Raw genomic sequence first — 22890 nt, 5'->3', positions numbered from 1 at the left:
CTGGCCGGAGCGCGCCCGGCGGAGTCGGTTACTGTCGAATCGTGCGGCAGAAGATGATCGTGGACGTCGATACCGGAATCGACGATTCGCTGGCCCTGCTGTACCTGCTCGCCTCCCCCGAGGCGCGAATCCTCGGTATCGCGGCGACCGCGGGCAATGTGCCCGCCGCCCAGGTCGCGGCCAACAATCTCGCTTGGCTGGATGTGTGCCGGGCGCCGGAGATCGAGGTCGCCCTCGGCGCGGCCGAGCCGCTGGCCATCCCCTTGCGCACCACCGAGGACACGCACGGCCCGCAGGGCATCGGCTACGCCGAACTGCCCGAGACCCGGCGCACGTGTTCCGACCGCACTGCCGCGCAGGTGTGGGTGGCGCTGGCGCGCGAACATCCCGGCGAGATCATCGGCCTGTGCACCGGTCCGCTCACCAATCTCGCGCTGGCGCTGCGGATCGAACCCGAGCTGCCGCGACTGCTGCGCCGAGTGGTGATCATGGGCGGCGCGTTCAACCATCCGGGCAACACCACGCCGACCAACGAGTGGAACGTGCACGTCGATCCCGAGGCGGCCAAGGAGGTGTTCGACGCCTTCTCCGCCGCCCCGCCGGACCGCCGACCGGTGGTGTGCGCCCTCGACATCACCGAGACCATCGAGATGCGTCCGAAGCACCTGGCGCTGCTCGCCGAACGCGCGCTCAGCCACCCTCCGGAGACGGTGTCGGAGGACGACGTGCCGGGCACCCGATCGGCGGCCTCGAATCCTGTTGTGCGCCATGTGTCCGACGCCGTGCGGTTCTATTTCGAGTTCCACCGCGCCTACGACCAGGGCTATCTCGCGCACATGCACGACCCCTTCGCCGCGGCGGTGGCCCTCGACCCGTCCCTGGCGCGCACCAGGCCCGCGACCGTCGACGTCGAGCTGACCGGCACCTTGACGCGGGCGACGACGGTGGCCGACTGGGCGGGCATGTGGGGGCGGGAACCCAACGCGGACGTCGTCGTCGACACCGATCCCGAGCTGTTCTTCGATCGGCTCATCGCCCGGGTCGGCGATTTCGCGAAGAATCTCTATCCCTTGCCCACGAAGGATTTTCGGTGATCGACGACGACAATTCCTACCTCGCCGACTTCCGCGCGCGCCTCGACCTGCCCGGAATCATCGACGTGCACACCCATTTCATGCCGGAACGGGTGCTGAGCAAGGTGTGGTCGTACTTCGATTCGGTGGGCCCGCTGACCGGCCGCAGCTGGCCGATCGCCTATCGCGAAGACGAGCAGGTGCGGCTGAAGACGCTGCGCGACTTCGGTGTTCGCGCGTTCACGTCGCTGGTGTACCCGCACAAGCCGGAGATGGCCGCCTGGTTGAACGACTGGACCGCCGAGTTCGCCGCCCGCACCCCCGAATGCCTGCACACCGCCACCTTCTATCCCGAGCCGGGCGCGGCGGACTACGTCGCGACCGCGCTCGAACGCGGCGCGCGAGTCTTCAAGGTGCACATCCAGGTCGGCGATTTCCCGCCCGGTGATCCGCTGCTCACCCCGGTCTGGGGGCTGCTGGAGGACGCGGGGGTTCCCGCGCTGATCCACTGCGGCTCCGGTCCCGCTCCCGGCCGGTTCACCGGCCCCGAGCCGATCGCCGAACTGCTGCGACGCTTCCCGCGCCTGAAGCTGATCGTCGCGCACATGGGCACCCCCGAGTACGCGCAGTTCCTCGACCTGGCGGAGCGGCACGACGGCGTCTACCTCGACACCACGATGGTGTGGACCGATTTCAGCGAGGCGGACGCTCCGTTCCCCGTCGCCGAGTACGGCCGGGTGCGCGAGTACGGCGAGCGCATCCTGTTCGGCAGCGATTTCCCGAACATTCCCTACAGCTACGGCCACGCCATCCAAGCCCTGGAACGCCTGGAACTCGGTGACGATTGGGTGGGGCAGGTCTGCTATCGCAACGCGGTCGATCTCTTCTCGCTGAGCTGATTCGACGTCGCCGCGCAACCTACTGCGTTTCAGCGGGTCTCGCGGCGGGAGAGTCCGCTGGCGCGCAACACTCGGCGGTCCACGGCCGCGCGGATCGCCTCGTCGGTGCCGATGATGCGCACGTGTTTGCGCGCCCTGGTGATCGCGGTGTAGAGCAACTCCCTGGTGAGCAGCGTGGATTCGGGTTCGGGCAGCACGACGGAGACGGTGTCGTACTGGCTGCCCTGGCTGCGGTGGATGGTCATGGCGAAAACCGTGACCACCGAGGGGAATTGGGTGGGGTGCACCAGGTACGGCTCGCTGCCGCGCTGGAGGGCCGCGCGCAGCGATCCGTCGGGCATGCGGACGATGACGCCGGTGTCGCCGTTGTAGATGCGCGCCTCGTGGTCGTTGGCGGTGACCAGCAGCGGCTGTCCCGGATACCAAGCGGCGTAATGCGTGTCGGGCCCCGCGCCTGAGGCAGCCGCCCAGTCCGCGGCCATCCGGTCCCAGCGCTCCACGCCGAACGGGCCCTGCCGGTGCGCGCACAGCAGCCGATGCGATTCCAGCGCCAGCAGCGCACCGGCGGCGTCGCCTGCGACAGCGGCGTCGGTGACCGCTCGCGCAGCCCGCACCACGTCCCCGCGCACGGGCGCGGTGTCCTCCGGCGCGCACAGCGACAACTCGGGACCACCCGCGCGCAGCAACTCCAGCGCCGCGTCGGCGTCGCCCGCGCGCACCGCGACGGCCAGATCGGCGATCCGCCCGCCGAAGCGCCGCCCCCTGGTGAGCCGGACGATGCCGCCGCGCAGCCGCGTCCGCTCCAGCGGCGTGAGCGCCTCCGCGTCGTGGCCCGGCCCGTGCGCGCCTTCGCCGATGATCTCGTCGAGCACCGGATTCGGTTCCCCGGAAACGGGTCCGGCGACCAGATCGGCGAGCACCGCACCCGCGTCCACCGAGGCGAGCTGGTCGGGGTCGCCCACCAGGACCAGGCGGGTGTCGGGGCGCAGCGCGGCGAGCAGGCTGCTCATCATGGTCAGCGACACCATGGAGGTCTCGTCGACCACGATGACGTCGTAGGGCAGGCGGTTGAACTCGTGGTACTTGAATCGGGTGCGGCGTCCGCGCTGCCAACCGAGCAGGCGGTGCAATGTGGCGGCCGTCAGCTCGGGCAAGCCCAAGTCGCCCGCCTGTTCGCGGACCGCTTCCTGGAGCCGCGCGGCCGCTTTGCCGGTCGGCGCGGCGAGCGCGATACGCAGCGCGGCGGCCTTGGGGTTCGCCCTGCGGTGCGCCTCGAGCAGCGCGAGAACGCGGGCGATGGTGTGGGTCTTCCCGGTGCCTGGCCCGCCCGCCACCACGGTGGTCCAGTGCGTGGCGGCCAGCGCGGCGGCCAGGCGCTGCCGGTCGGGTCCCTCGCCGAGCGGGCTGTCGAAGAGCCGGTCCAGTTCCCGCCGCACGACCGGGACGTCGATCTTGGGGTGGGTCGCCGCGCGTTCGGTGAGCACCCGCCGGATGGTCTGCTCCTGCTGGTAATAACGGTCCAGGTAGAGCAGCGGACCGGTGTCGTCGCCGCGTTGCGGCGGCACCAGCCGCAGCGGGCACAGCGGACCCGCCGGCCCGCCGCAGACCAGCGGACTGACCTTCAGCGCTGCCGTCACCGCCGCGATATCCGGCCACGGCAGCGTCGCCGGGTCGACGCCCGCCCCCGCGTCCCAGTCCTCGTCCGCGTCGACGCCGATCTCCCGCATCCGGTTGAGCTCCAGGCACACCGAGCCCGAGCGCACCGCCCGCACGGCCAAGGCCGCCGCGAACAGCACCTCCTCGGAGTCCTCGCGCCCCAACCGCCCGAGCCGCAACGCGACGTGCACGTCGGCGGCGGACAACACACCGGCCTCGTTGAAGACCCGCAACAGTCCGGTGCCGCGCTGCGCCAATTGAATCGACGTCATCGGCCCTCCCCCGCGAGCAGACCCGACAGGGCGATGATCAGCGCGACGGGTGGCGTCCAGTCGAAAACGCCTCGCCCGTGCGGTGTCTCGGGGCCGACCATGCCGCGGACGAAAAGATAACGGCAGCCGCCGAGGTGGCGGGACGGGTCGTAGCCGGGCAGTCGCCAGCGCAGATACCGGTGCAGCGCAACGGAATACAGCAGCGCTTGCAGCGGATAGTGCGAGCGCAGCATCTCGGCGGCCATCCGCTCCCTTGTGTAGTGGTCGACGGTCAGATCGCCGGTGCCGAGGCGGTTGGTCTTGTAGTCGACGACGACGAAACGCGGTGCGCCGCTGGGATCGGCGACGCGCAGCACGGCGTCGATGCTGCCGGTGAGGTAGCCGCGCAGCTGGATGTCGTCCAGGCTCGCCAGCAGGTCGGCGTAGCACGCCAGATCGTCGTCCGGCGTCAGGTGCTCACGCAGCAGATCCGCGATGCCGCGCAGCGTCGCCGCACGCGCGGCCGGGGTGTCACCACCGGCCAGCGGCAGCTCGAATTCCAGCTCGGCGAGTTGGTCACGGCGGGAAAGGTCGGCGAGACAACCGAATCCGAGCGGTGTGCGCAGCACGGCGAGCAGCGCCGTGCCGAGCACGGCGGGATCGATGTCCGCCATCAACTCCTCGACCGCGGTGCGGCAGCGGGTGTGCACTTCGGTGTCGAGATCCGCCGCGCCGGTGTCGATCCGCTCGAGCACGCCGTGCACCAGGGTGCCGAACTCCGCGCCGTAGGGCAGCGCGTTCATCAGGGAAGGTGCGGCGACAATGGCCGGTTCGGCGGTGTCGGGGGGCGGCGCGGTCGGCTCGTCCTCCGGTCCGCGCTCGTCCTCCGGTTCGGTGTCCGCGGCGATCTCGTGCGCGCCCGCGGTGAGCGCGGAATACGAGGTCCGCCGCCACTGCTGGTCCATGACGCGGTCGAAGCGCGCGGCCGCGAGGTCGCCGCCGGGCTGTTCGGTGCGCACCCGGCGCGGCTCGACGTCCTCGGCCGGTTCCACCGCGGTCACTGAGATCGCCTCCGGTGCGGCGGCCGCCCATGCCGCCAGCATCGGCACCGCCTGCTGGTCGGCGGGCACCGCGGCCCGACCTGGCACCGTCTCACCGCCGTCGGGGCGGCCGAGGATCATCCGATGCAGTGGCGCCGCGGCAGTGGTGATCGCAGGCGCCCACCAGGCAACGACCTGGCACATCGCGCGGGTCAGCGCGACGTAGAGCAACCGCAGTTCCTCACCCGCCTCCTCGGCCTCGCTGCGCAGCTTGCGCTCGGCGTAGCCCACGGCCTCCTGGCCACCCACGTCGAGAACGCGCGCGCCATCGTCGTCGTGGAACAGCAGGGTGGCGGGGTACGGGTTCTTGGCGCTGTCCCACGCGAAAGGCAGGTAGACGATGGGGAATTCGAGGCCCTTGCTCGCGTGCACCGTGGCGATCTGCACGGCCGCCGCGTCGCGGTCGAGCCTGCGGGAGCGGTCGGCGACGGCGCTCGCGGCGGGGTCGCGCACCTGATCGGCCAGCCAGCGGGTCAGCGCGGTCAGGCCGATCCCCTCGGTGAGCGCGACCTGATCCAGCAGCTGGGCGATGTGCCTGAGGTCGGTGAGCTGGCGTTCGCCGTTCTCGATCGAGAGCAGCCGCGGCGCGAGACCGGTTTCGGCGGAAAGCTTTTCGTAGACCGCGGCGAATCCGGCGCGGGCGAAAAGCCGGGCTGCCTCGCGCAGCTGCGCGCTCACCCGTCCGACGAGATCGGCGCCGCCGCTGTCGATGTCGGCCGCCGTACAGCCGAGAATCGGCGTGCACGCGGCCAAACGGACACGGTCGGAACGGTGCGGCTGTTCCAGTGCGCGCAGCACCCACAGCCAGTCGGTGGCGCTCGGCGTGCCGAAAACGCTGGTGCCGCCCGCAAGCACCGAGGCGACGCCAACCCGGTCCAGCGCCGCACGGACCACATCGATCTGGGAGCGCGTGCGCACCAGCACGGCGATGTCGCCCGGCCCGACCGGACGGCGGACGACGCCGTCGATGTCGGTGTCCGGCACCGATTCTCGCGCCTGCTCGGCCCTGTCCGCGTTCGCCTTCGACCCGCGAACCGTCAGTCGCACACCGGATTCCAGCAGGCGCACGATGTCGGCGGCGAGGTCGTCGGCGACCTTGGCGCGCTGGCGGCCAACGGACGGGAAGCCGGACTTGTTCAGCGGGCCCGCACCGGTGCGCGGCAGGCACCGGACCCGCATCGGGGTGACGAGCTCGGCGGGCCCGGACAGGCGCGACCACGGGCGCGTCGCGGCGACCGGGTAGACGGTGATCTCGGGATGGCCAAGCGCGGCGCCGCCCTGCACGCGCTCGAGCGCGGCGAGCAGTCCGGCGTCGCTGCGCCAGTTGGTGGTGAGCTCGCTGCGCCGGTCGGCGTGCGCGACCGCGTCCAGGTAGCTGAGCACTTCCGCGCCGCGGAAGGCGTAGATGGCCTGCTTGGGATCACCGACCAGTACGAGCGTGGTCTCGCCGTGAAAGGAGCGGCGCAGGATGTCCCACTGGAGCGGATCGGTGTCCTGGAACTCGTCGACCAGCGCCACGCGGTAGCGGTCCCGGATGCGGGCGCAGGCGCGCGGGCCGTGGTCGGGATCGGCGAGCACGTCGTGCAGCAGCACCAGCAGATCGTCGAAATCACGCAGTCCCGCAAGGCGTTTGCGGCGCTCGGTCTCGGCGCGCACCGCCTCGGCGAAGGCCACCCGCTCCCCCGCGGTTCCGTCGCCGCGCGGTACCAGCCGGGCGTGCCGGTCGCGGACCGCTGCCAGCGCGAGGCTGTGCGCCTCCTTCAGCGCGAACGGCGGTGTGGCGCGGGCGTAGCGGTGCAGGTAGAGGTCGTCGGCCACTGTGCAGGTCAGCTCGTCGACCGATTCCACGAGGCGCGAACCCGGGTCGTGTTCGCCCGCGAGCCCCAGCTCGTCGAGCATCCGCTGACAGAAGCTGTGCGTGGTGGCGATGGTGCCCGCGTCGAAATCCGAGAGCGCGGTGAGGAGTCTGGCTCGCCTGCGCCGCACCTCCGCGGCGTCGGCGTCCGCCAGGTGCCGGACCAGGTCGTCGGCGTGCGCCCGCGCCGCCTCCGGGTCGGCCAGCGCGGCCGCGACCGTCACGAACCGGTCGCGGGCGCGTTCGCGCAGCTCCTGGGTCGCGGCCCGGCTGAAGGTCACCAGCAGCAGCTGGCCGATCTCGATACCCGCCTCGGCCACGTAGCGCACCGCGAGCCCGACGATGGCGTGCGTTTTGCCGGTGCCCGCGCTGGCCTCGAGCACCGTGGTGCCGGTCGGCAGCGGGCCGAACGGGTCGAAAGACGCGATCGCGGAGGGCGCGAGGATGTCGTCCTGAACGGTCATGCCGCGCACCGCCTTTCGCCCCGCACCAGGACTTCGCCGAACCGGGCGCCGAACAGCCGCCCGTAGGAATCGCACCACGCCCGTGCGGGAACGCGCGCAGACACGCCGGGGCGGGCTCGGAACCAGTACCGGGACGGCATCGAGATCACGGCTGCCCCTGGCTTTCCGCGCCGAGCAGCGGTGCCCACAGGCGACGGGCCAGCGCGCCGAACCGGGTGCTCTCCCCCGGCTCGCCCGCCGGGGCGGGAGCTTCCATCAGGTGCTCCAACCGCGGCGCCGGGCCCCACACGTAACGCAGGTGGCGATCGGTGTGATCACCGAAAGCGCCGGGACCGTTGGGACCGCCGTTGAATTCGCGTTCGGCCGCGGCGAAGGCCTCCTCCGCGGTCGACCCGCGGAAGCGGCGTTCGGCGTAGGCCGCGGTCGCGGTGGGGGCGACGGGCAGCGGTTCGGTGAGACCCGCGTCGCGCAGCTTCACGAGCTCGCGCAGGATCGCCACCGCGGCGGGCGCGTCCGGCGCGGTGAGCACGGAACGCCATGCGGGACGGCCGAATTGGCCGCGCCCGGTGGTCACCGCGCGCCAGGAGCGGTCCTCGGTCGCGGCGAGCGCGAGCAGCGCGACCCACGCGGCGATGCGGTGTTTGGGCGCCAGGCGCGAGAAAGTGGTGCGCACCAACGTTTCTCCGCGCACTTCCGGCACCGTGCCGGTGAGCATGCGACCGTTGCCGAGATCGATGGCGACGTCGACGGCCCTCGCCTGACCCTCGTAGTCCGGCAGCGAGGCGCGCACCAACTTGTCCACGGTGTGCTCGATCTCGTCGAGCACCGCGCCGCCGAGCCCGAACGGCGGCAGGGTGCCGCGCCGCCACTCCGCGGCGCGCAGCCCGTTCGGGTCGGCGCCGGTGAGCCGCGCGGTCAGCATGCGTTCGCCCAGTTCCCATTTCGCGAGGCCGTCGAGTTCGATGGGCAGCCGGTCGGCGATGTCCTCCTCGTGTTCGGGCACCCGCAGGCCGAGCCGCTGCCACAGAAAGGCGCGCACCGGATGTTCGGCGAACGACATCAGGTCGGCGAGCGCCACGTCCGACGGTTCCGGCGCGGGCAGCGGTTCCGGCAGAAACGACGGCCGGGGCTGGGGCGGTCGGCCTGCGGCCAGCGCACCCGCCAGCGCGACCGTGTCGAAGCTGAACGGGCGTTCGGCGTGAAAGTTGCGGCGGTCGAAGCCTTGCAGCGGGTGGCGGGTGAGCACGGCGTCCATACCGGCCGCGCCGACGTGGGCGCGCAGCACGTCGAGCAGTTCGGCGACCGGGATCGCCGGCGGGCGGTGCGCGCCGCTGACCGGGTCGGCTCCGGTGTGGAACAGCAGCAGCTTCTCCCGCGCCGCGAGCACCGCGTCCAGCAGCAACTGCCGATCCTCGCTGCGCGGATCGCGTTCGCCGAGCAGGGGATCGCGCGCGAGCACGTCGTCACCGTCCACGCCGCCCCCGCGCGGAAAGACGTCGTCGTCGAGCCCGAGCAGGACCACCACGCGGTGCGGCACCGACCGCATCGGGACCATGGTGCAGACGGTGAGCTCGCCGGTGCGGAAGTTGGCGCGGGTGGGCTGGGCGGCCAGCCTGCTCGACAGCAGCACCGCCACGTCGGCAAGTCGCAGCGGCACCGCGCCAGCGTGTTCGGTGGCCGCGGCGATCTCCCTGCGCGCCTCGGTGCGCACCCAGGCTTGACTGTCGGGGACGTCGGTGAGCAGGTCCAGCGCCCGGCCGAGCACGGCGGCCCACTCGTGCGCAGGACGCGGACCGCGCAGGTCGCGCAGGCAGACCGCGAGACGATCGATGAACTCCGCGAACCGGCCAGCGAGATCGACGTCGTTGCTGTCCACGTCGTCCAGCGGAAGCGCGAGATCCAGCCAGTCGTCGGCGGATTCGTCGGCGGTGACACCGAGCAGGATGCGGTCGACCGCGCCGTTCAGGGTGTTCTGGGCGAAATCGGCCAGCCCGAACGCCTGGCGCTGGCGCTGCCCGATTCCCCAGCGAGCACCGGATTCGGCGGCCCAGCCGCGCAGTCGCTCGATCGCGTCGTCGTCGAATCCGCAACGGCGCCGGACGGTTTCGGACGCGGCGAGGTCGAGCACCTGGGTGACGGTGACGCGCCCGTCGGCCAGCTCAAGCAGCACGCCGATCACCGCGAGCAGTGGATTGGTCACACCGCGGCCGCGGTCGGCCAGGCGCACCCGCAGCGAGTGCGCGGGATGGGCTGCGTCCGTGACGGTTTCGCCGGAGCCCGCGCGCGAACCGAACGCCGCGCGCACCAGCGGCGCGTACGCCTCCACCTCCGGGCACATGATCAGCACGTCGCGCGGTTCCAGCGTGGGATCGTCCGCGAACAGGCCGAGCAGGCATTCGCGAAGGACCTCCACCTGCCTGGCCGGTCCGTGGCAGGCGTGCACCCGCACGCTGTCGTCGGCCGGAATGTGCTCGGCGGGCGGCCACACATCGTCGCGGATGTGCGCTTGCAACGCGGCCAGCAGAGTGGTCGGCGCCTGCCGTTCACCGCGCCCCCACGCTGCCGAGACCCCTACCGGCGCACGGTCGTTCGTCGCCGGAACCGAGCCCCCCACCGGCGCGCGGTCGCTCGGCGCCGGAACCGGGACACCCGTCGGCGCGCAGTCGTTCGGCGCCGGACCACCGACCGGCGCCTTCGCCGCCGGAAACGATCCGCCCGCCCGCACATCACGCACCCCATCCGACAGCCATGTATCCGATCCGGCCGCGGCGGGCCCGGACAAACGCTGCTGTAACTCGCGCACATCCCGCGCCAACCCGGCGAGCAACGGATGACGCACCGCCCCACCGGACGCGTCGGCGGCACGGGACACCGCGGGCGGCAGCTGCGCGATCGCCGACCACATGACCGGGCTCGGGTGCGCGAGCCACAGGTGCACGTCCCTGCTGTGCCCGAGCGCCGCGAGCACCGCGAGCTGATCGGCGGGCAACCGGGTCACCCCGAACAACGAAAGTCGTTGCGGCAGTTCGAGAAGGTCGGGTTCGGCGCGCAGTCTCGCGCAGGCCGCGTCCAATCGTTCGGCGGGACTCGGCACGCCGATCTCGGCGCGCAACCGCCGCCACAGCGTCGGCTGCCACCGCAGATCGTCCGGCACCGGACGGCCCGCGCCATCGGTGTCCGCGCCCGCCGCCCACTCGCTGATCAGCGCCGGTCGCTGGGCGCCGTAGCCGTCGAACAGCGCGGCCAGGTGCGCCGCGGTGGCGTAGCGCCTGCCGATCCGGTGGTCGCGACCGGACGGGTCGGCGCCGCCGAGGTGGCGGGCGAGCACCGCGCACCACGGTTCGCCGAGCGCGGCGTCGATCACCCGCAGCAGCGTCCACACCGTGCGCTGCGGCGACCACGGGTCGTCGTCCTGGGCCACACCGGCACTCGCCGCGAGCGCCTCGGCGACCAGCGCCGCGGGGGTCGGGAACCGGATGTTCGCCGCGACACCGTCGCTGCCGCCCGCCGAAACGCCGAGCACCGAGGCCAACCGCTGGGTCAGCCAACGCTCCACGCCTTTTGCGGGCACCGCGACGACCTCCGCCGCGAACGGATCCGGCTGCGGCGTCGCCAACAACTCGGCCAGCGCGTCCGCCAGGGCGTCGGCGCGCTCGGCCCGGTGGATGTGCAGCGGCATTGCACGTTTATACGCCAGCGACCGTCGCGCAACCGCGCCGCCCCGCCCGTCGGCGAGTGAATTGAGCCACAGGCGAACGGAATCCTCGGCCGTGTCACGCCGAATACGTCGGAGCCTTGTGCGAGAGTGCTGCACCGGGGAGGAACGGGAGAGCTGCATCGAAAGGCTGGTTCGCGTTCATGGATGCGATGGTGATTCCCCTATTGCCGAGAGGCGGGTTCACGGTCCGCCGGGTCGGTGACCGATGGGAACTTGTCAACTCGCGCCACTACGGCCGCGCCGTCGTCCTGCACACCTGGCCGCGCGAGCGGCACACCGAGGCGTTCGAGCACTGCTATCGACTCAACGGACGCACCGTCGAGGAACTGCGCGCCGCCTTCACCTGAATCGCGGTGCGACGAAACTCGCTGCGGTACAAGCGCGCAACGGTCGCTGTAACACACCTTCCCGCCGAGCTCAAGACGTGCGTCCTCGGCGCGGATGTGCGATCGTGGTCCCTCGTGCGTTACCCCATGGCCGCCACCCGGACAGTTCCCCGCGTGGCCGCATCCGCCTGTGTCCTGGCCGCCGCGGCGATCCTGATCCCGAGCGCGCCCACCCTGCTGCCCGGTACCGCCGCGCCACGCGCCTCCGCCGCGTGCCTTGCCGGCTTCGATTGCGACATGAGCAGTCGCATCGCCGCGGTCGACGCCTACCTGAAGACGCGCCCCGGCGTCACGGGCTACGTCGTGCGCGACCGGGTGACCGGCGGGGTGTACGCGAACGAGCACGCGGAGAACTCCGTGTGGACGGCCTCCACCATCAAACTCGCGATCGCCGCGGATCTGCTGAACCGCGCCCGCGTCGGCGCCATCGCGCTCTCGCCGGAGGACCGCCAGCAGATGGAGGCGATGCTCGCCACCTCCAACGACGCCGCCGCCGACCTGCTCTGGAACAAGTACGCGGGCTTCGACCGGATGGCGTACAACAACGCCTTCCGCGCCAACGGCATGGTCTCGCTCGTCCCGCAGCCGACCACCACCGCGCTCTTTCCCGACTGGTCGTTCCAGAAGTGCACCGCCGCCGATCTGGACCGGCTGATGGATCACGTGCTCACCGCGATGCACCCCGACGACCGCAACTACCTGCTCGACCGGATGCGCTCGGTCGACTACAACCAGCACTGGGGCGTCTGGGGCGCTGGCGCTCGCATGCGGCCGGGTCTGAAGAACGGCTGGTCGGCCGAGCAGGGCGGCTGGGTGGTCAACTCGGTCGGCTTCGCGGGCCCCGACGAGCGGTACACGCTGGCGATCATGAGCTCGCTCGGTGACGCGGGCGGCTACCAGGAGGGCGCCGAGACCGACACCAAGGTCGCGGAGATGCTGCTCGCCGGTCGCTGACCCGCGGTCACGCGCGGCGGCGCAGCAGCATGGGGGCGCCGTCGCGCGGGAACGGAATCGTGGTGAATCCCCACGGCATTCGATAGTCGTCGGGGATCTCCCACTCGTAGTCACGCACCATCGCCGAGATCAGGGTCTTCACCTCGAAGGTGCCGAAGTGCATGCCGATGCACTTGTGCGCGCCCGCGCCGAAGGGCAGGAACGCCAGCCGGTGCGAGTGGTCCTCGCGGCGCGGTTCGGCGAAGCGCAGCGGATCGAACACCTCGGGCCTCGTCCACAGCTCGGGCAGCAGGTGGTTGACCTGATAGGCCAGGTCGACCGCGGTGCCCGCGGGAATGTAGTGGCCGAGGATCTCGGTGTCGCGCACGGCGCGGCGCACCAGACCCGGCACCGGCGGCATCAGCCGCAGCGACTCCTTGACCACGAGGTCCAGATCGCGCAGGCGGTCCAGGTCCGCGATGGTCGTTGCGGCGTCGCCGGTTTCGGCGTCCGCCGCGAGCACCTCCGCGCGCACCCTGCGCTGCCACTCCGGATGTTTGCCGAGGTAGTAGGCGACGGCGGTGGCGGTGGTCGTCGTGGTGTCGTGGGCGGCCATGATCAGGAAGATCATGTGGTTCACCACGTCGGCGTCGGAGAACACCGCGCCGTCCTCGCTGCGGGCGTGGCACAGGCCGGAGAAGAAGTCCGGGTCCCGCGAGCGCCGCTTGGCGGGCAGCATCTCGGTGAAGTACTGCTCGAGCACCCGCCTGCCGTGCAGGCCCGCGCGCCAGCGCCCGCCGGGAATCGGGTGGCGCACGATCGACAGACCGGCGTGCGTGCAGTCGACGAAGGCGTCGATCAGGTCGCGCCGTCGCGCGCCGACGTCGACCGCCATGAAGGTCTCCCCCGCGATCTCGAGCGTCAGCTCTTTGACGGTCGGGTACAGCCGCACGGTGGTCCGGTCCCGGCCGGGCGGCACCCAGCGCGCCACCGCCGTCCGCGCGACCGGCGTCAGCGCCGCCAGATGCGCGGCGAGGCGCTCCCTGGTGAAGGCCTGCTGCATGATCCTGCGGTGGTACATGTGCTCGTCGAATTCGAGCAGCAGCAGCCCACGCCGGAAGAACGGGCCGATGAAGTAGTCCCAGCCCTGACCGAAATCGCGGCGGCGGCTGCCGAGCACCTCGTCGATCGCCTCGGGTCCGGACACCAGCACCCGGTCGATGCCGAGGGAGCTGTTCAGCGCCACCGGTCCGTAGCGGCGGTGGCGGTCCACCATCTCGGCGGGCCCCCAGCGCATGTAGTGCAACGCGCGGCCGAGGTAGGGCAGCCCGATATCGCCGTGCACCGGAACGGTCGCGCTGCCGCGCGGCGGAGCGGCAAGCACCCGGTGGCGTTCGGGCAGCCTGCGCAGCACGCGATCGATGACGCTCGCCTGGGGAATGTCGATGAGATCCGCGTTCTCCGATGCGGCGCGCACGCTGCGCTTTCGGACGGCGACCCGGTCTTCGGCGACCATCGCACACCTCCTGAACGACAGCATTCATCGTATTCTCTTCTTCCCAATCGTTCAGGCGGATCGGGCGCCGCCACCTTCACTTCTACGGCCCGCCGACGGTGCGGCGTCGCGGCGCCGCACGCCCGGATCGGGGATCTCGTCGTGACGGTCCAGGGCGGGCCGACTACGGTTGGACGTTGTCGGTAACCGTTCGCGGGGGAACGAGGCGCCCCCCGACTGTCGAGGAGCAGGACGATGAGCACTCAGTCTGTCGAGAACCGTCGTCACAAGGTGGTGGTGATCGGCTCGGGCTTCGGCGGCCTGTTCGGCACCAAGCACCTCAAGCGCGCCGACGTGGACATCACCCTGATCTCCAAGACCTCGACGCACCTGTTCCAGCCGCTGCTCTACCAGGTCGCGACCGGCATCCTCTCGGTCGGCGAGATCGCGCCCGCGACCCGGCTGGTACTGAGAAAGCAGCGCAACGCGCAGGTACTGCTAGGTGACGTCACCGACATCGACCTGGCGAACAAGACGGTCACCTCGCGGCTGCTGAACCAGGACACGGTCACGCCGTTCGACAGCCTGATCGTCGCCACCGGCGCGCAGCAGTCCTACTTCGGCAACGACCAGTTCGCCACCTACGCCCCAGGCATGAAGACCATCGACGACGCGCTGGAGCTGCGCGGCCGCATCCTCGGCGCGTTCGAGGGCGCGGAACTGGCGACCACCCAGGAACTGCGCGACCGGCTGCTCACCTTCGTCGTGATCGGCGCAGGACCGACGGGCGTCGAATTGGCCGGGCAGATCGCCGAACTCGCCGATCGCACGCTCGAGGGCACCTTCCACAACATCGATCCGCGCGACGCACGGGTCATCCTGATCGAGGGCGCGGGCGCGGTGCTCGGCCCGATGGGCCCGAAGCTGGGCGGCAAGGCCCAGCGCAGGCTGGAGAACATGGGCGTGGAGATCCAGCTCAACGCCATGGTGACCGACATCGACGCGCACGGCGTCACGGTGAAGGACGCCGACGGCACGATCCGCCGGATCGAGTCCGCGTGCAAGGTCTGGTCGGCGGGCGTGCAGGCCAGCCCGCTGGGCAAGATGCTCGCCGAACGCTCCGAGGGCACCGAGGTGGACCGGGCAGGGCGCGTCATCGTGGAACCCGATCTCACGATCAAGGGCCACCCCAATGTCTTCGTGGTCGGCGACCTGATGGCTGTGCCCGGCGTGCCCGGTCAGGCGCAGGGTGCGATCCAGGGCGCGACCTACGCCGCCAAGCAGATCAAGGCCGGGCTCAAAGGCCAGACGCCCGAGGAACGCAAGCCCTTCAAGTACTTCAACAAGGGCAGCATGGCCACCGTGTCGCGGTTCAGCGCCGTCTGCCAGGTCGGCAAGCTGGAATTCGGCGGCTTCATCGCGTGGCTGGCCTGGCTCGCGCTGCACCTGTACTACCTGGTCGGCTACCGCAGCCGGATCATCACGGTGATCCAGTGGTTCGTCACCTTCCTCGGCCGCACGCGAGGCCAGATGGCCGCCACCGAGCAGTGGGTGTTCGCGCGGCTCGCTTTGGAACAGGTCAACGAGGATCAGGAAGAGGCCGACGAACTCGCGGCCGCGCTCGGCGCACCGCCCGCGAGCAACGGTCGCGCGCCGGGCAAAGCGGCGACAGACCGCGCGGTTTCCTGACTTTCCCGGAGTTTCTGTCCAGCGGGGATGACACCGGCCCGCCATTCGATCAGCGATCGAATGGCGGGTTTTCGCGCGTCCAGCAATCATCAAGCAACGCCAACTCACCTGTCGTGTGGGCGTTTCCACCAATCCGTTCGGCCCGCGGGTCCGAATGTGGAACGTCGAGCATGTCAGCTACGAAGAAAGGTGAGTATGGCCACAGGCAAGCACAGAGCTCCCAACCCGCAGCGGCAGAAGGTGGGCTCGATGGTCGCGGCGGGTGCTGTTCCCCTGGTGTTGGCGCTCGTCGGCACCGGAACCGCGAATGCCGAGCCCGCGGAGACGAATCCGGTCACCCAGCCCGAGCAGGCGGCGCAATGGCCGGCGGCCGACGCGCCGAACGCCATTCCGTACGAGGGCCTCGACATTCCCGACAACACTCGCAGTTCGCTGCAGTGGTCGCGGCCCGCGCCGGATCGGAGTTACCTCGCGCCGGTCGGTGTGCTGCACCCGCCGGTCCCGGTCGCGCCGGTGCCGCCGATCGCGCCGCCCCCGGGTCAGTTCCGCTTCGGTGACGTCACCGTGCCGACACCCGACTGGATCAACACCGAACAGGCGATCCAGATCAACGACAACTCCGCCATGATCGAGGCGAATCTCGCGACGTTCCTCGACTCGATCGGCATGGAGCGCAGCCGGTCCGACCGCATCGCCAGTCAGACCATGGGTACCGCGGCCATGGGCGCGGTGGCGGGCGCCGCCTCGGCGGTGCCGTTCGCGCTCACCTCGGCGATGGTCGGCGGAGCGGTGGGCCTGGTGACCGGTCTGGCGTTCGTGCCCGTCGGTCTCGTCGCGGGCCCGGCGCTCGGCGCGGCGGTCGGCGCCGCGGTGATCACCATTCCGGCAGCCGCCGTCGGTGCGGCCGCCGGTGCCGCCGTCGGCGCGGTCGCCGCCTTCAACGCCCCTTCGCGGGTCGTCGGCGACTGAACGCGCGGAAGGCGCTTCCGGCCACCGGGAAAGGTTCGCCGGAGGTCAGAGCACAGGGCGGGGTTTCGACATCATGTCGGAGCCCCGCCCTTTCGGTTTCGCGAACAACCCGGTGCCACATTCGGTCGGAACTGAAAGGCCCTGCGCCCTCGTCGGTTCCCGAGAGTCAGGCGGTGGCGGGCACCGAAACCCCTGCGCCGCTGGCGCCTCGCGGGCTCACCGTGGCGCTCAGCCGCGCACCCACCGCGGTGAACAGGCTTCCGCCCGCGGCGAGCGGCAGGCGCGTCGCGTGGAGTCCGAAGGTTTCGACCGGCCGATCGTCGGGATAGACGAGTTCGCTGTCGAGAGCGCGCGGCGCCGCGAGTGCGTCGTCGGTGGCGGTGCCGGAGCCGAGTTCGACACGGTGGCGGAGCAGCGGAAGGTCGTCCAGGTCGGCGATCAGATCGCCGCGCCACGCACCCAGGTCCTCCCCCGCGCGTCCGATCTGCACTCGCTCGCGCAGCCGGAGACGGGCATCGGCCGCGAGCCGGACTATGGTGAGCGACCGGTGGTCCGCGCCGCCCGCCACGATGAGCGGCTCGGTCTCCACGTCCAGCTCGCCGCCATCGGCGACGTCGAAATGCCAGCGCGCGAAAGAGATTCGGGTCGCCGCACTCGGCAGTGCGATCGTCGCCGCGACCGAGCGCAGGAGGAGCCGCGCGCCCGGACTCACCGTGACCGAGATGTCCAATTCATCGCCACCCAGCGGGGTGGCGGCGGTGCCGATCAGGTGCACGGTGTGCGGACCAGTCCGGCGGGCCGCGATTCCGCCGGACGCGTGGATCTCCGGGAGAGTGCCCACCGCCGCGACGATCCTGAGCTCAGTGCGCAAGGGAGGCCGCGTCTCCCGCGAGTTGTTCGCGCACCCAGGCCAGCACCGGGGTCGCGGCCGGGTCCTCCGTCAGGGAGAGCAGGGCGGTCGGCCTGCCCTCGCGTACCTTGGCGGCGTCGCGCTCCATCACGCCGAGGTCGGCGCCGACCAGCGGGGCGAGGTCGGTCTTGTTGACCACCAACAGATCCGAGAAGGTGACGCCGGGGCCGCCCTTGCGCGGCACCTTGTCGCCGCCCGCCACGTCGACGACGAAGATCTGCACATCGATCAGACCGGAGGAGAACGTCGCGGTGAGGTTGTCGCCGCCGGATTCCACCAGGATCAGATCCAGCGGCGGGTTGGCCGCGATCAGGTCGTCGATGGCGTCCAGGTTGGCGGTGATGTCGTCGCGTATGGCGGTGTGCGGGCAGCCGCCGGTCTGCACGGCGGCGATCCGCTCGTCCGGCAGCACCGCGTGGCGGCGCAGGAAGTCCGCGTCCTCGGTGGTGTAGATGTCGTTGGTCAGCACGGCGAGCGACAGTTCGCCGCGCAGCTGCCTGCACAGCGCGGCGACCAGCGCCGTCTTGCCCGAGCCGACCGGACCGCCGATCCCGATGCGCAGCGGCTCCCCCGGCGTCCGCTTTCGTTTCGGCCGGTCGTGCGAATGATGGTGCGGTTCACCGTCGATCAGGTGCGGTGGCATACGGCATCTCCTTCTCTCGGGAACGTCGGTCAGCTGGCGAACAGCGGCATGGCGCGGTGCCGGTGCCGCTCGGCGAGCGCGTCCTGCAGCGGATCCGACAGCGCGGCCAGACCGTCGGCCGCCTCGGCGGCGGTGCGGTCGCAGAGCTCGGCCAGCCGGAGGGTGCAGGCGGCGACGGCCGCTGGATCGAGCGCGAGCAACCGCTGGGCGGCGGTGGCGGCGCCGGTGAGCGTGGTGTAGACGACAACGTCCGCCGTCTCACGCGGGGTCACCGCGCAAGCGCTACCCACCGCGCCGAACACCGTGGACAGGTGCGGACGAGCCGCGAGCTCGGCCCAATCATGTTGTGGCCATACCTGTTTGGCCAAACGCAACAGCCCACGACCCTGCGCGCGGGAGGCTGCCCGCGCCGCGGGCGACGGCGTCCGGGCATCGGCCTCGGCGTCCGCGCGACGCGGGTCGAGGTCGCCCGCGCACACCGCAGCGGCCAGCGAAGCGGCGACCAGGCCGGAGGTTCGCACGCGGCGGCGCAGGTACGCCTCGACGGTCGCGACGTCGCGCACCAGCCCGGCGGCGACGGCCTCTTCGACGCCGCCCGAGTGCACGTGCCCGCCGATCGGCAGCCGCGAGTCGGCAAGGGCGAACAGCGTCGCCCGGCTCGTCGCGCCTGTCTGCGGCATCGTTCGACCTTATGCGTCCATCCGCGTTCGCTCCAGCTGTGCGCGCGTTTCCGACGGCCTACGTCCGGCTGCGCATTCCCTGCGCACCATCGTCTCCGCTCCAGCGGTCCGCGAGTGGAGACGGCTACGTCCGGCTGCGCACTACCGCAATCGCTCCAGCCGTGCGCGGGTCCCGACGGCTATCGCCTGCTCACGCGTCGCCGCGGCGGAAGGCGCGGGCGAGGAAACGCTGGGCTTGGCCACGGGTGAGGTCGGTCCATGCCTGAATGGGCGCCGACCACCACGGTGCGATCTCGGCGGGTTTGGCGGTGACGGCGTGGCAGACGAGATCCGACGCCTCGTCGACGGTGAGCCCGGGCACCCTGCTGAAGTCGGTGGGCGCGCTCATCCTGGTGTGCACGAGCGGCATGTAGATGGACGTGGTGGTGAGCCCGTCTGCGGCGATCTCGGTGGCGACGCTGCGCAGCCACACGTCGAACGCCGCCTTCGACGCGCCGTAGGCGGCCCAGCGCGGGGCCGGTGGCATGAGCACACCCCAGGTGGACATGTTGACGATGTGCCCGCTGCCCCGAGATCGCATGGCGGGCAACAAGGTCAGCAGCAGTCGGACCGGACCGAGGTAGTTCACGTCGATGGTCCGGGTGAAATCGTGGAAACGATCGTAGGATTCGTCGATCGGGCGGCGAATCGACTTGCCCGCGTTGTTGATCAGCACATCGATGTGACCGTGCGCGGCGAGCAACTCGGTAGCGAGACGGTCCACCGCGGCCATGTCGGTCATGTCGGTCGGATAGACGTGGGCGACACCGCCCGCGGCGGTGATCTCGGCGGCCAGCCTTTCGAGTTCGGTGGCGGACCGCGCGACGAGCAGCACGGTCGCGCCCGCCGCCGCGAGCTTGCGTGTGCTGGCCTTCCCGATACCGTGCGAGGCGCCGGTCACCAGCACGTGGCGGCCGGAGACCGCGGCGCGCAGGTCCTTCTCGGACGGCCGCGAGGTCGGGTACAGCAGCTTGGCGGCCACCCGCTCGGCGAGCGGTCGCCCGTTTCGGGTGGGCTGAGTCTGGGACACCTCACCAATGTATGGCGCGCTGGGGGTTTCTACCCGGTTCCCGACGTAGAAACCCGGCGGCGCCGCGGTCGGTCGGTGCGAGAGGATTCGACGATGTCGTCACAACCTTCCCGCCTTGCGGGACTCGGCGCCTGGATCGCCAGGGTGATCGCCGTCGTTCTGCTCGTTCCGGTTCGACTCCTCTGGGAAGGCGTGCGCCTGCTCGGGCGACTGTTCGCCGCGGCCGTCGACTACTTCGTCACCCGCCTGCTCGCGCCCGTGGCCCGGTTCGTCTGGTACTGGGTGATCCGTCCGATCTGGTTGTTCTTCAAGGACTTTCTGTGGGGCTGGGTGCTCCAGCACGTGCTGTGGGGTCTGGTGCTGACGCCGTTGCTCGCACTGCTGCTCGACTACTTCCTGCGCCCGCTGCGCCAGGCCGTCGAGCGCTGGCTGTGGCGCGCGCTGGTGCGGCCCGCACTCGTGTGGTTGTGGCGCACGGTGCTGGAACCGCTGATCGGCCTGCTGCTCGCGACGGTGTACTTGCTCGGCAAGTGGCTCGTGGTCTGGCCGCTGGTTCAGCTGTGGCGCTGGGTGCTGTGTCCCCTGTGGGTGCTGTTGCGGACGGTCGTGATCTACGGGTGGCGGGTGGCGACCGTCATCGTCGGGGTGTTGGTCGTGACGCCGTGCCGTTTCGTCTACCGCACCGTGCTGCGTCCGCTGCTGCTCGCCCTCGCCGCGGTCTGGGTCGCCATGGTCGTCCGTCCGGTGCGGTGGGTGCACCACACCGTGGTCACGCCGGTCAATCGGTGGGCCGCCGAGATCATGACCGGCGTGTTCGGCCGCTGACAGGCCGCCGGGTCGCCACCCAGGCCACGATGGCCATCAGAACCAGCAGAGCCGCGCCGGCGGTCGTCGCGACGTGCATACCGTCCACGAACGAGGCGGCCGCGCTGTGCACCAGCTCCTTGTCGGCGCCCGCGTGCTGGATCGTCTCGCCCAGCGTCGAGTCGTAGTCGCCGCCGGAACGGAAGACCAGCGCAGCGAGCGAGCCGAGCAGCGCGAGCCCGAGCGCGTTGCCGAGTTCGAAGCTGGTCTCCGAGATGCCGACCGCCGAGCCGGCTCGCTCCGGCGGCACCGACGACACGGCGACATCGGAGACCAGGGTGAACGCCAGGCCGTATCCGACGCCCGCGATGGTCGAACCCGCCAGGTACCAGCCGACCCCGACGTCCACGCCGACACCGAGCAACAGCAGATTGCCCAGGGCGGACGCGAGCAGAGCGAGCACGAAGGTGGCGCGGACGCCGATCCGCTGTCCGACGCGCGCACCGCTCATCGAGCAGATGAACACCGCGACCGCCATCGGAATGCCGAGCAAGGCGGCGGCGAGCGGGTCGCGGCCGGTGACCGACTGCAGGTAGACGCTGGTCAGGTAGCTCAACGCGGCTAGCGACATCATGCCGACCAGGCTCGAGCCGATGGCGACGGAGAACTGGGCGCGCCGGAAGAGCCGCAGGTCGAGCAGCGGTTCGGCGAGCGTGCGCTGCCTGCGCACGAAGACGACGAGCAGCGCGACGCCGATCGCTCCGATGACGATGCCCGCCGCGTCGATACCTTCCGACGCGGCGTGCTTGACGGCGTAGACCACCGGCAGGATGCCGCCGATGGACAGCGCGACGCTCGGCAGATCCAGCGGGCCGAGCGCTGCCGAGCGGTGCTCGGGCAACAGGAACGGCCCGAACGCCAGCAGAATCAGCAGCACCGGAAGGTTGATGAGAAAGACCGCGCCCCACCAGAAGTGGTGCAGCAGCAGTCCGCCGATGATCGGACCGACCGCGGAGCCGCCCGCGAAGAACGCCGTCCACACGCCGATCGCGGCGGCCCGCTCGCGCGCGTCGGGGAAGAGGCTGGAGATCAGCGCGAGGCTGGACGGCAACAGGGTCGCGCCGCCGATGCCCATCAGCGCCCGCGCCACGATCAGCACGCCCGCGGTGGGTGCGAAAGCAGCGAGCACCGAGGCGATGCCGAACACGGTGGCGCCGATCAGCAGGATGTTGCGCCGCCCGATCCGGTCGCCGAGATTGCCCATGGTGATCAGCAGACCTGCGATGAGGAAGCCGTAGATGTCGAGAATCCACAGCTGCTGCGCCGCGGACGGATCGAGGTCGACGGTCAGCGTGGGCATGGCAAGGAACAGCACCGAGATGTCCATCGACACCAGCAGTACCGGCAGCAGCAGCACCGCGAGCCCGAGCCAAGCGCGCCGTGAGCCGATGGCGACGGGCGACCCGTGCGTGGGCCGCACTGTCTCCAGGTCTGTCATCCCGATTCCTCTCCCGTGTCGCGTACGCCGTACGCATGAGTCCGGGTACAGTGTACGCATCCTGGCCCGGAACCGAAAGCGAGTCATGGGATGACTGAGCCGAAGCTCAACCGCGTCGCCATCGTCGACACCGCGATCGCGCTCGCGGACGACGAAGGACTCGACGCGGTGTCCATGCGACGCATCGCCGACCGGATGGGCGTCGGCGCGATGTCGCTGTACCGGCACATCGCCAACAAGGACGAGCTCATCGCGGCGATGACCGACGAGGTCACCCGCCGCCACCCCTATCCCTCGGCCGAAGGGCGGGGCTGGACCTGGCGCGATCGCGTCCACATCGCGGCCGAGATCGACTGGGACCTCTACCAGCGTCACCCCTGGGTCATCCTGACCTTCGCGATGCCCCGCTACAGCTTCGGCCCGCACAGCATGGCCTGCCTCGCCTGGCTGGTCGAGGGCTTCCGCGAACTCGACGTCTCGCCGCGCGAGGCCATGCAGATGGCGTTCTCGGTGTGGAACTACATCTCGGGCGCGACCCTGCCGCAGGTCAGCTCGGCGCTGATGACCCGAAAGGGCATCGAGACCGACGGCGACAACGGGCTGCGCGCGCTGCTGGAGGGCACGCCGAACGGGCCGGTCCCCGCCGCGCTCGCCGAGTTGCAAGGCGCGGGTGTCAGCGATCTCACCTCCGAGGACCTGTTGTTCTCCGGGCTCGAGGCGCTGTGCGACGGGTTCGCCGCGCGGGTCCGGCACCGCACGGCTTGACCCCAACCTCGCTCGAGGTTGCAGGGTGAGCAC

General features: G+C 70.9%; 17 protein-coding genes. 8 read left to right on the top strand and 9 right to left on the bottom strand.

Going from position 1 to position 22890, the window contains the following annotated elements; translation table 11 throughout:
• Positions 1–53: 53 nt before the first annotated feature.
• Entirely contained in the window at positions 54–1094 is a 1041-nt protein-coding gene (locus tag CRP45_RS02130) for a nucleoside hydrolase (RefSeq protein ID WP_179830800.1), read from the top strand.
• Positions 1091–1972: an amidohydrolase family protein gene (locus CRP45_RS02125; RefSeq protein WP_097243552.1), complete on the top strand. Its 882-nt coding sequence runs from the start codon at positions 1091–1093 to the stop codon at positions 1970–1972. Before CRP45_RS02130 ends, CRP45_RS02125 begins: the two co-directional genes overlap by 4 nt.
• 29 nt (positions 1973–2001) lie before the next feature.
• On the opposite strand, the gene recD is transcribed toward CRP45_RS02125, so the two are convergent.
• The 3 genes from recD to recC form a co-directional block, all read right to left on the bottom strand.
• Positions 2002–3900 carry an exodeoxyribonuclease V subunit alpha gene (gene recD / locus CRP45_RS02120; protein WP_097243551.1) on the bottom strand — a complete coding sequence of 633 codons (1899 nt, stop codon included), beginning with the start codon at positions 3898–3900 and terminating at the stop codon, positions 2002–2004.
• A complete protein-coding gene (locus tag CRP45_RS02115) occupies positions 3897–7298 on the bottom strand; it encodes a UvrD-helicase domain-containing protein (RefSeq protein WP_097244504.1) in 3402 nt (1133 codons plus the stop codon). Before CRP45_RS02115 ends, recD begins: the two co-directional genes overlap by 4 nt.
• Positions 7299–7443: 145 nt before the next feature.
• A complete protein-coding gene (recC, locus tag CRP45_RS02110) occupies positions 7444–10977 on the bottom strand; it encodes an exodeoxyribonuclease V subunit gamma (protein ID WP_097243550.1) in 3534 nt (1177 codons plus the stop codon).
• A gap of 188 nt (positions 10978–11165) precedes the next feature.
• Here recC and CRP45_RS02105 point away from each other — a divergent pair, with 188 nt between their 5' ends.
• The gene (locus CRP45_RS02105) at positions 11166–11363 is read left to right on the top strand and encodes a hypothetical protein (RefSeq protein ID WP_245909832.1); all 198 of its coding nucleotides are present in this window, start codon (positions 11166–11168) and stop codon (positions 11361–11363) included.
• A gap of 153 nt (positions 11364–11516) precedes the next feature.
• On the top strand, positions 11517–12356 hold the full coding sequence (locus CRP45_RS02100; RefSeq protein WP_372507983.1) for a serine hydrolase: 840 nt from the start codon (positions 11517–11519) through the stop codon (positions 12354–12356).
• Between the two features lie 7 nt (positions 12357–12363).
• Here the strand turns inward: CRP45_RS02100 and CRP45_RS02095 are convergent, their stop codons facing one another.
• On the bottom strand, positions 12364–13851 hold the full coding sequence (locus CRP45_RS02095) for a cytochrome P450 (protein ID WP_097243549.1): 1488 nt from the start codon (positions 13849–13851) through the stop codon (positions 12364–12366).
• Between the two features lie 234 nt (positions 13852–14085).
• Here CRP45_RS02095 and CRP45_RS02090 point away from each other — a divergent pair, with 234 nt between their 5' ends.
• Complete coding sequence (locus CRP45_RS02090) at positions 14086–15519, top strand: NAD(P)/FAD-dependent oxidoreductase (protein WP_067778254.1); 1434 nt, start codon at positions 14086–14088, stop codon at positions 15517–15519.
• Positions 15520–15714: 195 nt separating this feature from the next.
• Positions 15715–16488: a hypothetical protein gene (locus CRP45_RS02085; protein WP_067778255.1), complete on the top strand. Its 774-nt coding sequence runs from the start codon at positions 15715–15717 to the stop codon at positions 16486–16488.
• 166 nt (positions 16489–16654) lie between these two features.
• Here CRP45_RS02085 and CRP45_RS02080 read toward each other — a convergent pair whose 3' ends face one another.
• The 4 genes from CRP45_RS02080 to CRP45_RS02065 all read right to left on the bottom strand — a co-directional run bounded on the left by CRP45_RS02080 (position 16655) and on the right by CRP45_RS02065 (position 19790).
• Positions 16655–17359: an urease accessory protein UreD gene (locus CRP45_RS02080; RefSeq protein ID WP_097243548.1), complete on the bottom strand. Its 705-nt coding sequence runs from the start codon at positions 17357–17359 to the stop codon at positions 16655–16657.
• Positions 17349–18041 (bottom strand): urease accessory protein UreG, encoded by a 693-nt coding sequence (gene ureG / locus CRP45_RS02075; RefSeq protein ID WP_097243547.1) that lies wholly within the window; start codon positions 18039–18041, stop codon positions 17349–17351. The genes CRP45_RS02080 and ureG overlap by 11 nt, the downstream gene beginning before the upstream one ends.
• Before the next feature lie 29 nt (positions 18042–18070).
• The gene (locus CRP45_RS02070) at positions 18071–18721 is read right to left on the bottom strand and encodes an urease accessory protein UreF (RefSeq protein ID WP_097243546.1); all 651 of its coding nucleotides are present in this window, start codon (positions 18719–18721) and stop codon (positions 18071–18073) included.
• 190 nt (positions 18722–18911) lie between these two features.
• Entirely contained in the window at positions 18912–19790 is an 879-nt protein-coding gene (locus CRP45_RS02065; RefSeq protein ID WP_245909831.1) for an SDR family NAD(P)-dependent oxidoreductase, read from the bottom strand.
• Between the two features lie 93 nt (positions 19791–19883).
• On the opposite strand from CRP45_RS02065, the gene CRP45_RS02060 reads away from it, so the two are divergent.
• Positions 19884–20615 (top strand): hypothetical protein, encoded by a 732-nt coding sequence (locus tag CRP45_RS02060; protein WP_097243544.1) that lies wholly within the window; start codon positions 19884–19886, stop codon positions 20613–20615.
• Here the strand turns inward: CRP45_RS02060 and CRP45_RS02055 are convergent.
• Positions 20590–22092, bottom strand: coding sequence for an MFS transporter (locus tag CRP45_RS02055; RefSeq protein ID WP_097243543.1), 1503 nt, complete (start codon positions 22090–22092; stop codon positions 20590–20592). The genes CRP45_RS02060 and CRP45_RS02055 overlap by 26 nt on opposite strands.
• 90 nt (positions 22093–22182) lie before the next feature.
• Between CRP45_RS02055 and CRP45_RS02050 the strand changes: the two genes are divergently transcribed.
• Positions 22183–22857, top strand: coding sequence for a TetR/AcrR family transcriptional regulator (locus tag CRP45_RS02050; RefSeq protein WP_067778261.1), 675 nt, complete (start codon positions 22183–22185; stop codon positions 22855–22857).
• The last annotated feature ends 33 nt before the right edge of the window (positions 22858–22890 follow it).

Origin of the sequence: Nocardia amikacinitolerans, assembly GCF_900215415.1 — a bacterium.
GTDB lineage: Bacteria > Actinomycetota > Actinomycetes > Mycobacteriales > Mycobacteriaceae > Nocardia > Nocardia amikacinitolerans.
This window is presented reverse-complemented; position numbering and strand designations above follow the sequence as displayed.

Bases quoted from the DNA above. Each gene is read 5' to 3' on its own strand.
- CRP45_RS02130 (WP_179830800.1), top strand. From the start codon at position 54: ATGATCGTGGACGTCGATACCGGAATCGACGATTCGCTGGCCCTGCTG.
- recD (WP_097243551.1), bottom strand. From the start codon at position 3,900: ATGACGTCGATTCAATTGGCGCAGCGCGGCACCGGACTGTTGCGGGTC.
- CRP45_RS02115 (WP_097244504.1), bottom strand. From the start codon at position 7,298: ATGACCGTTCAGGACGACATCCTCGCGCCCTCCGCGATCGCGTCTTTC.
- recC (WP_097243550.1), bottom strand. From the start codon at position 10,977: ATGCCGCTGCACATCCACCGGGCCGAGCGCGCCGACGCCCTGGCGGAC.
- CRP45_RS02105 (WP_245909832.1), top strand. From the start codon at position 11,166: ATGGTGATTCCCCTATTGCCGAGAGGCGGGTTCACGGTCCGCCGGGTC.
- CRP45_RS02095 (WP_097243549.1), bottom strand. From the start codon at position 13,851: ATGGTCGCCGAAGACCGGGTCGCCGTCCGAAAGCGCAGCGTGCGCGCC.
- CRP45_RS02090 (WP_067778254.1), top strand. From the start codon at position 14,086: ATGAGCACTCAGTCTGTCGAGAACCGTCGTCACAAGGTGGTGGTGATC.
- CRP45_RS02085 (WP_067778255.1), top strand. From the start codon at position 15,715: ATGGCCACAGGCAAGCACAGAGCTCCCAACCCGCAGCGGCAGAAGGTG.
- ureG (WP_097243547.1), bottom strand. From the start codon at position 18,041: ATGCCACCGCACCTGATCGACGGTGAACCGCACCATCATTCGCACGAC.
- CRP45_RS02070 (WP_097243546.1), bottom strand. From the start codon at position 18,721: ATGCCGCAGACAGGCGCGACGAGCCGGGCGACGCTGTTCGCCCTTGCC.
- CRP45_RS02060 (WP_097243544.1), top strand. From the start codon at position 19,884: ATGTCGTCACAACCTTCCCGCCTTGCGGGACTCGGCGCCTGGATCGCC.
- CRP45_RS02055 (WP_097243543.1), bottom strand. From the start codon at position 22,092: ATGACAGACCTGGAGACAGTGCGGCCCACGCACGGGTCGCCCGTCGCC.
- CRP45_RS02050 (WP_067778261.1), top strand. From the start codon at position 22,183: ATGACTGAGCCGAAGCTCAACCGCGTCGCCATCGTCGACACCGCGATC.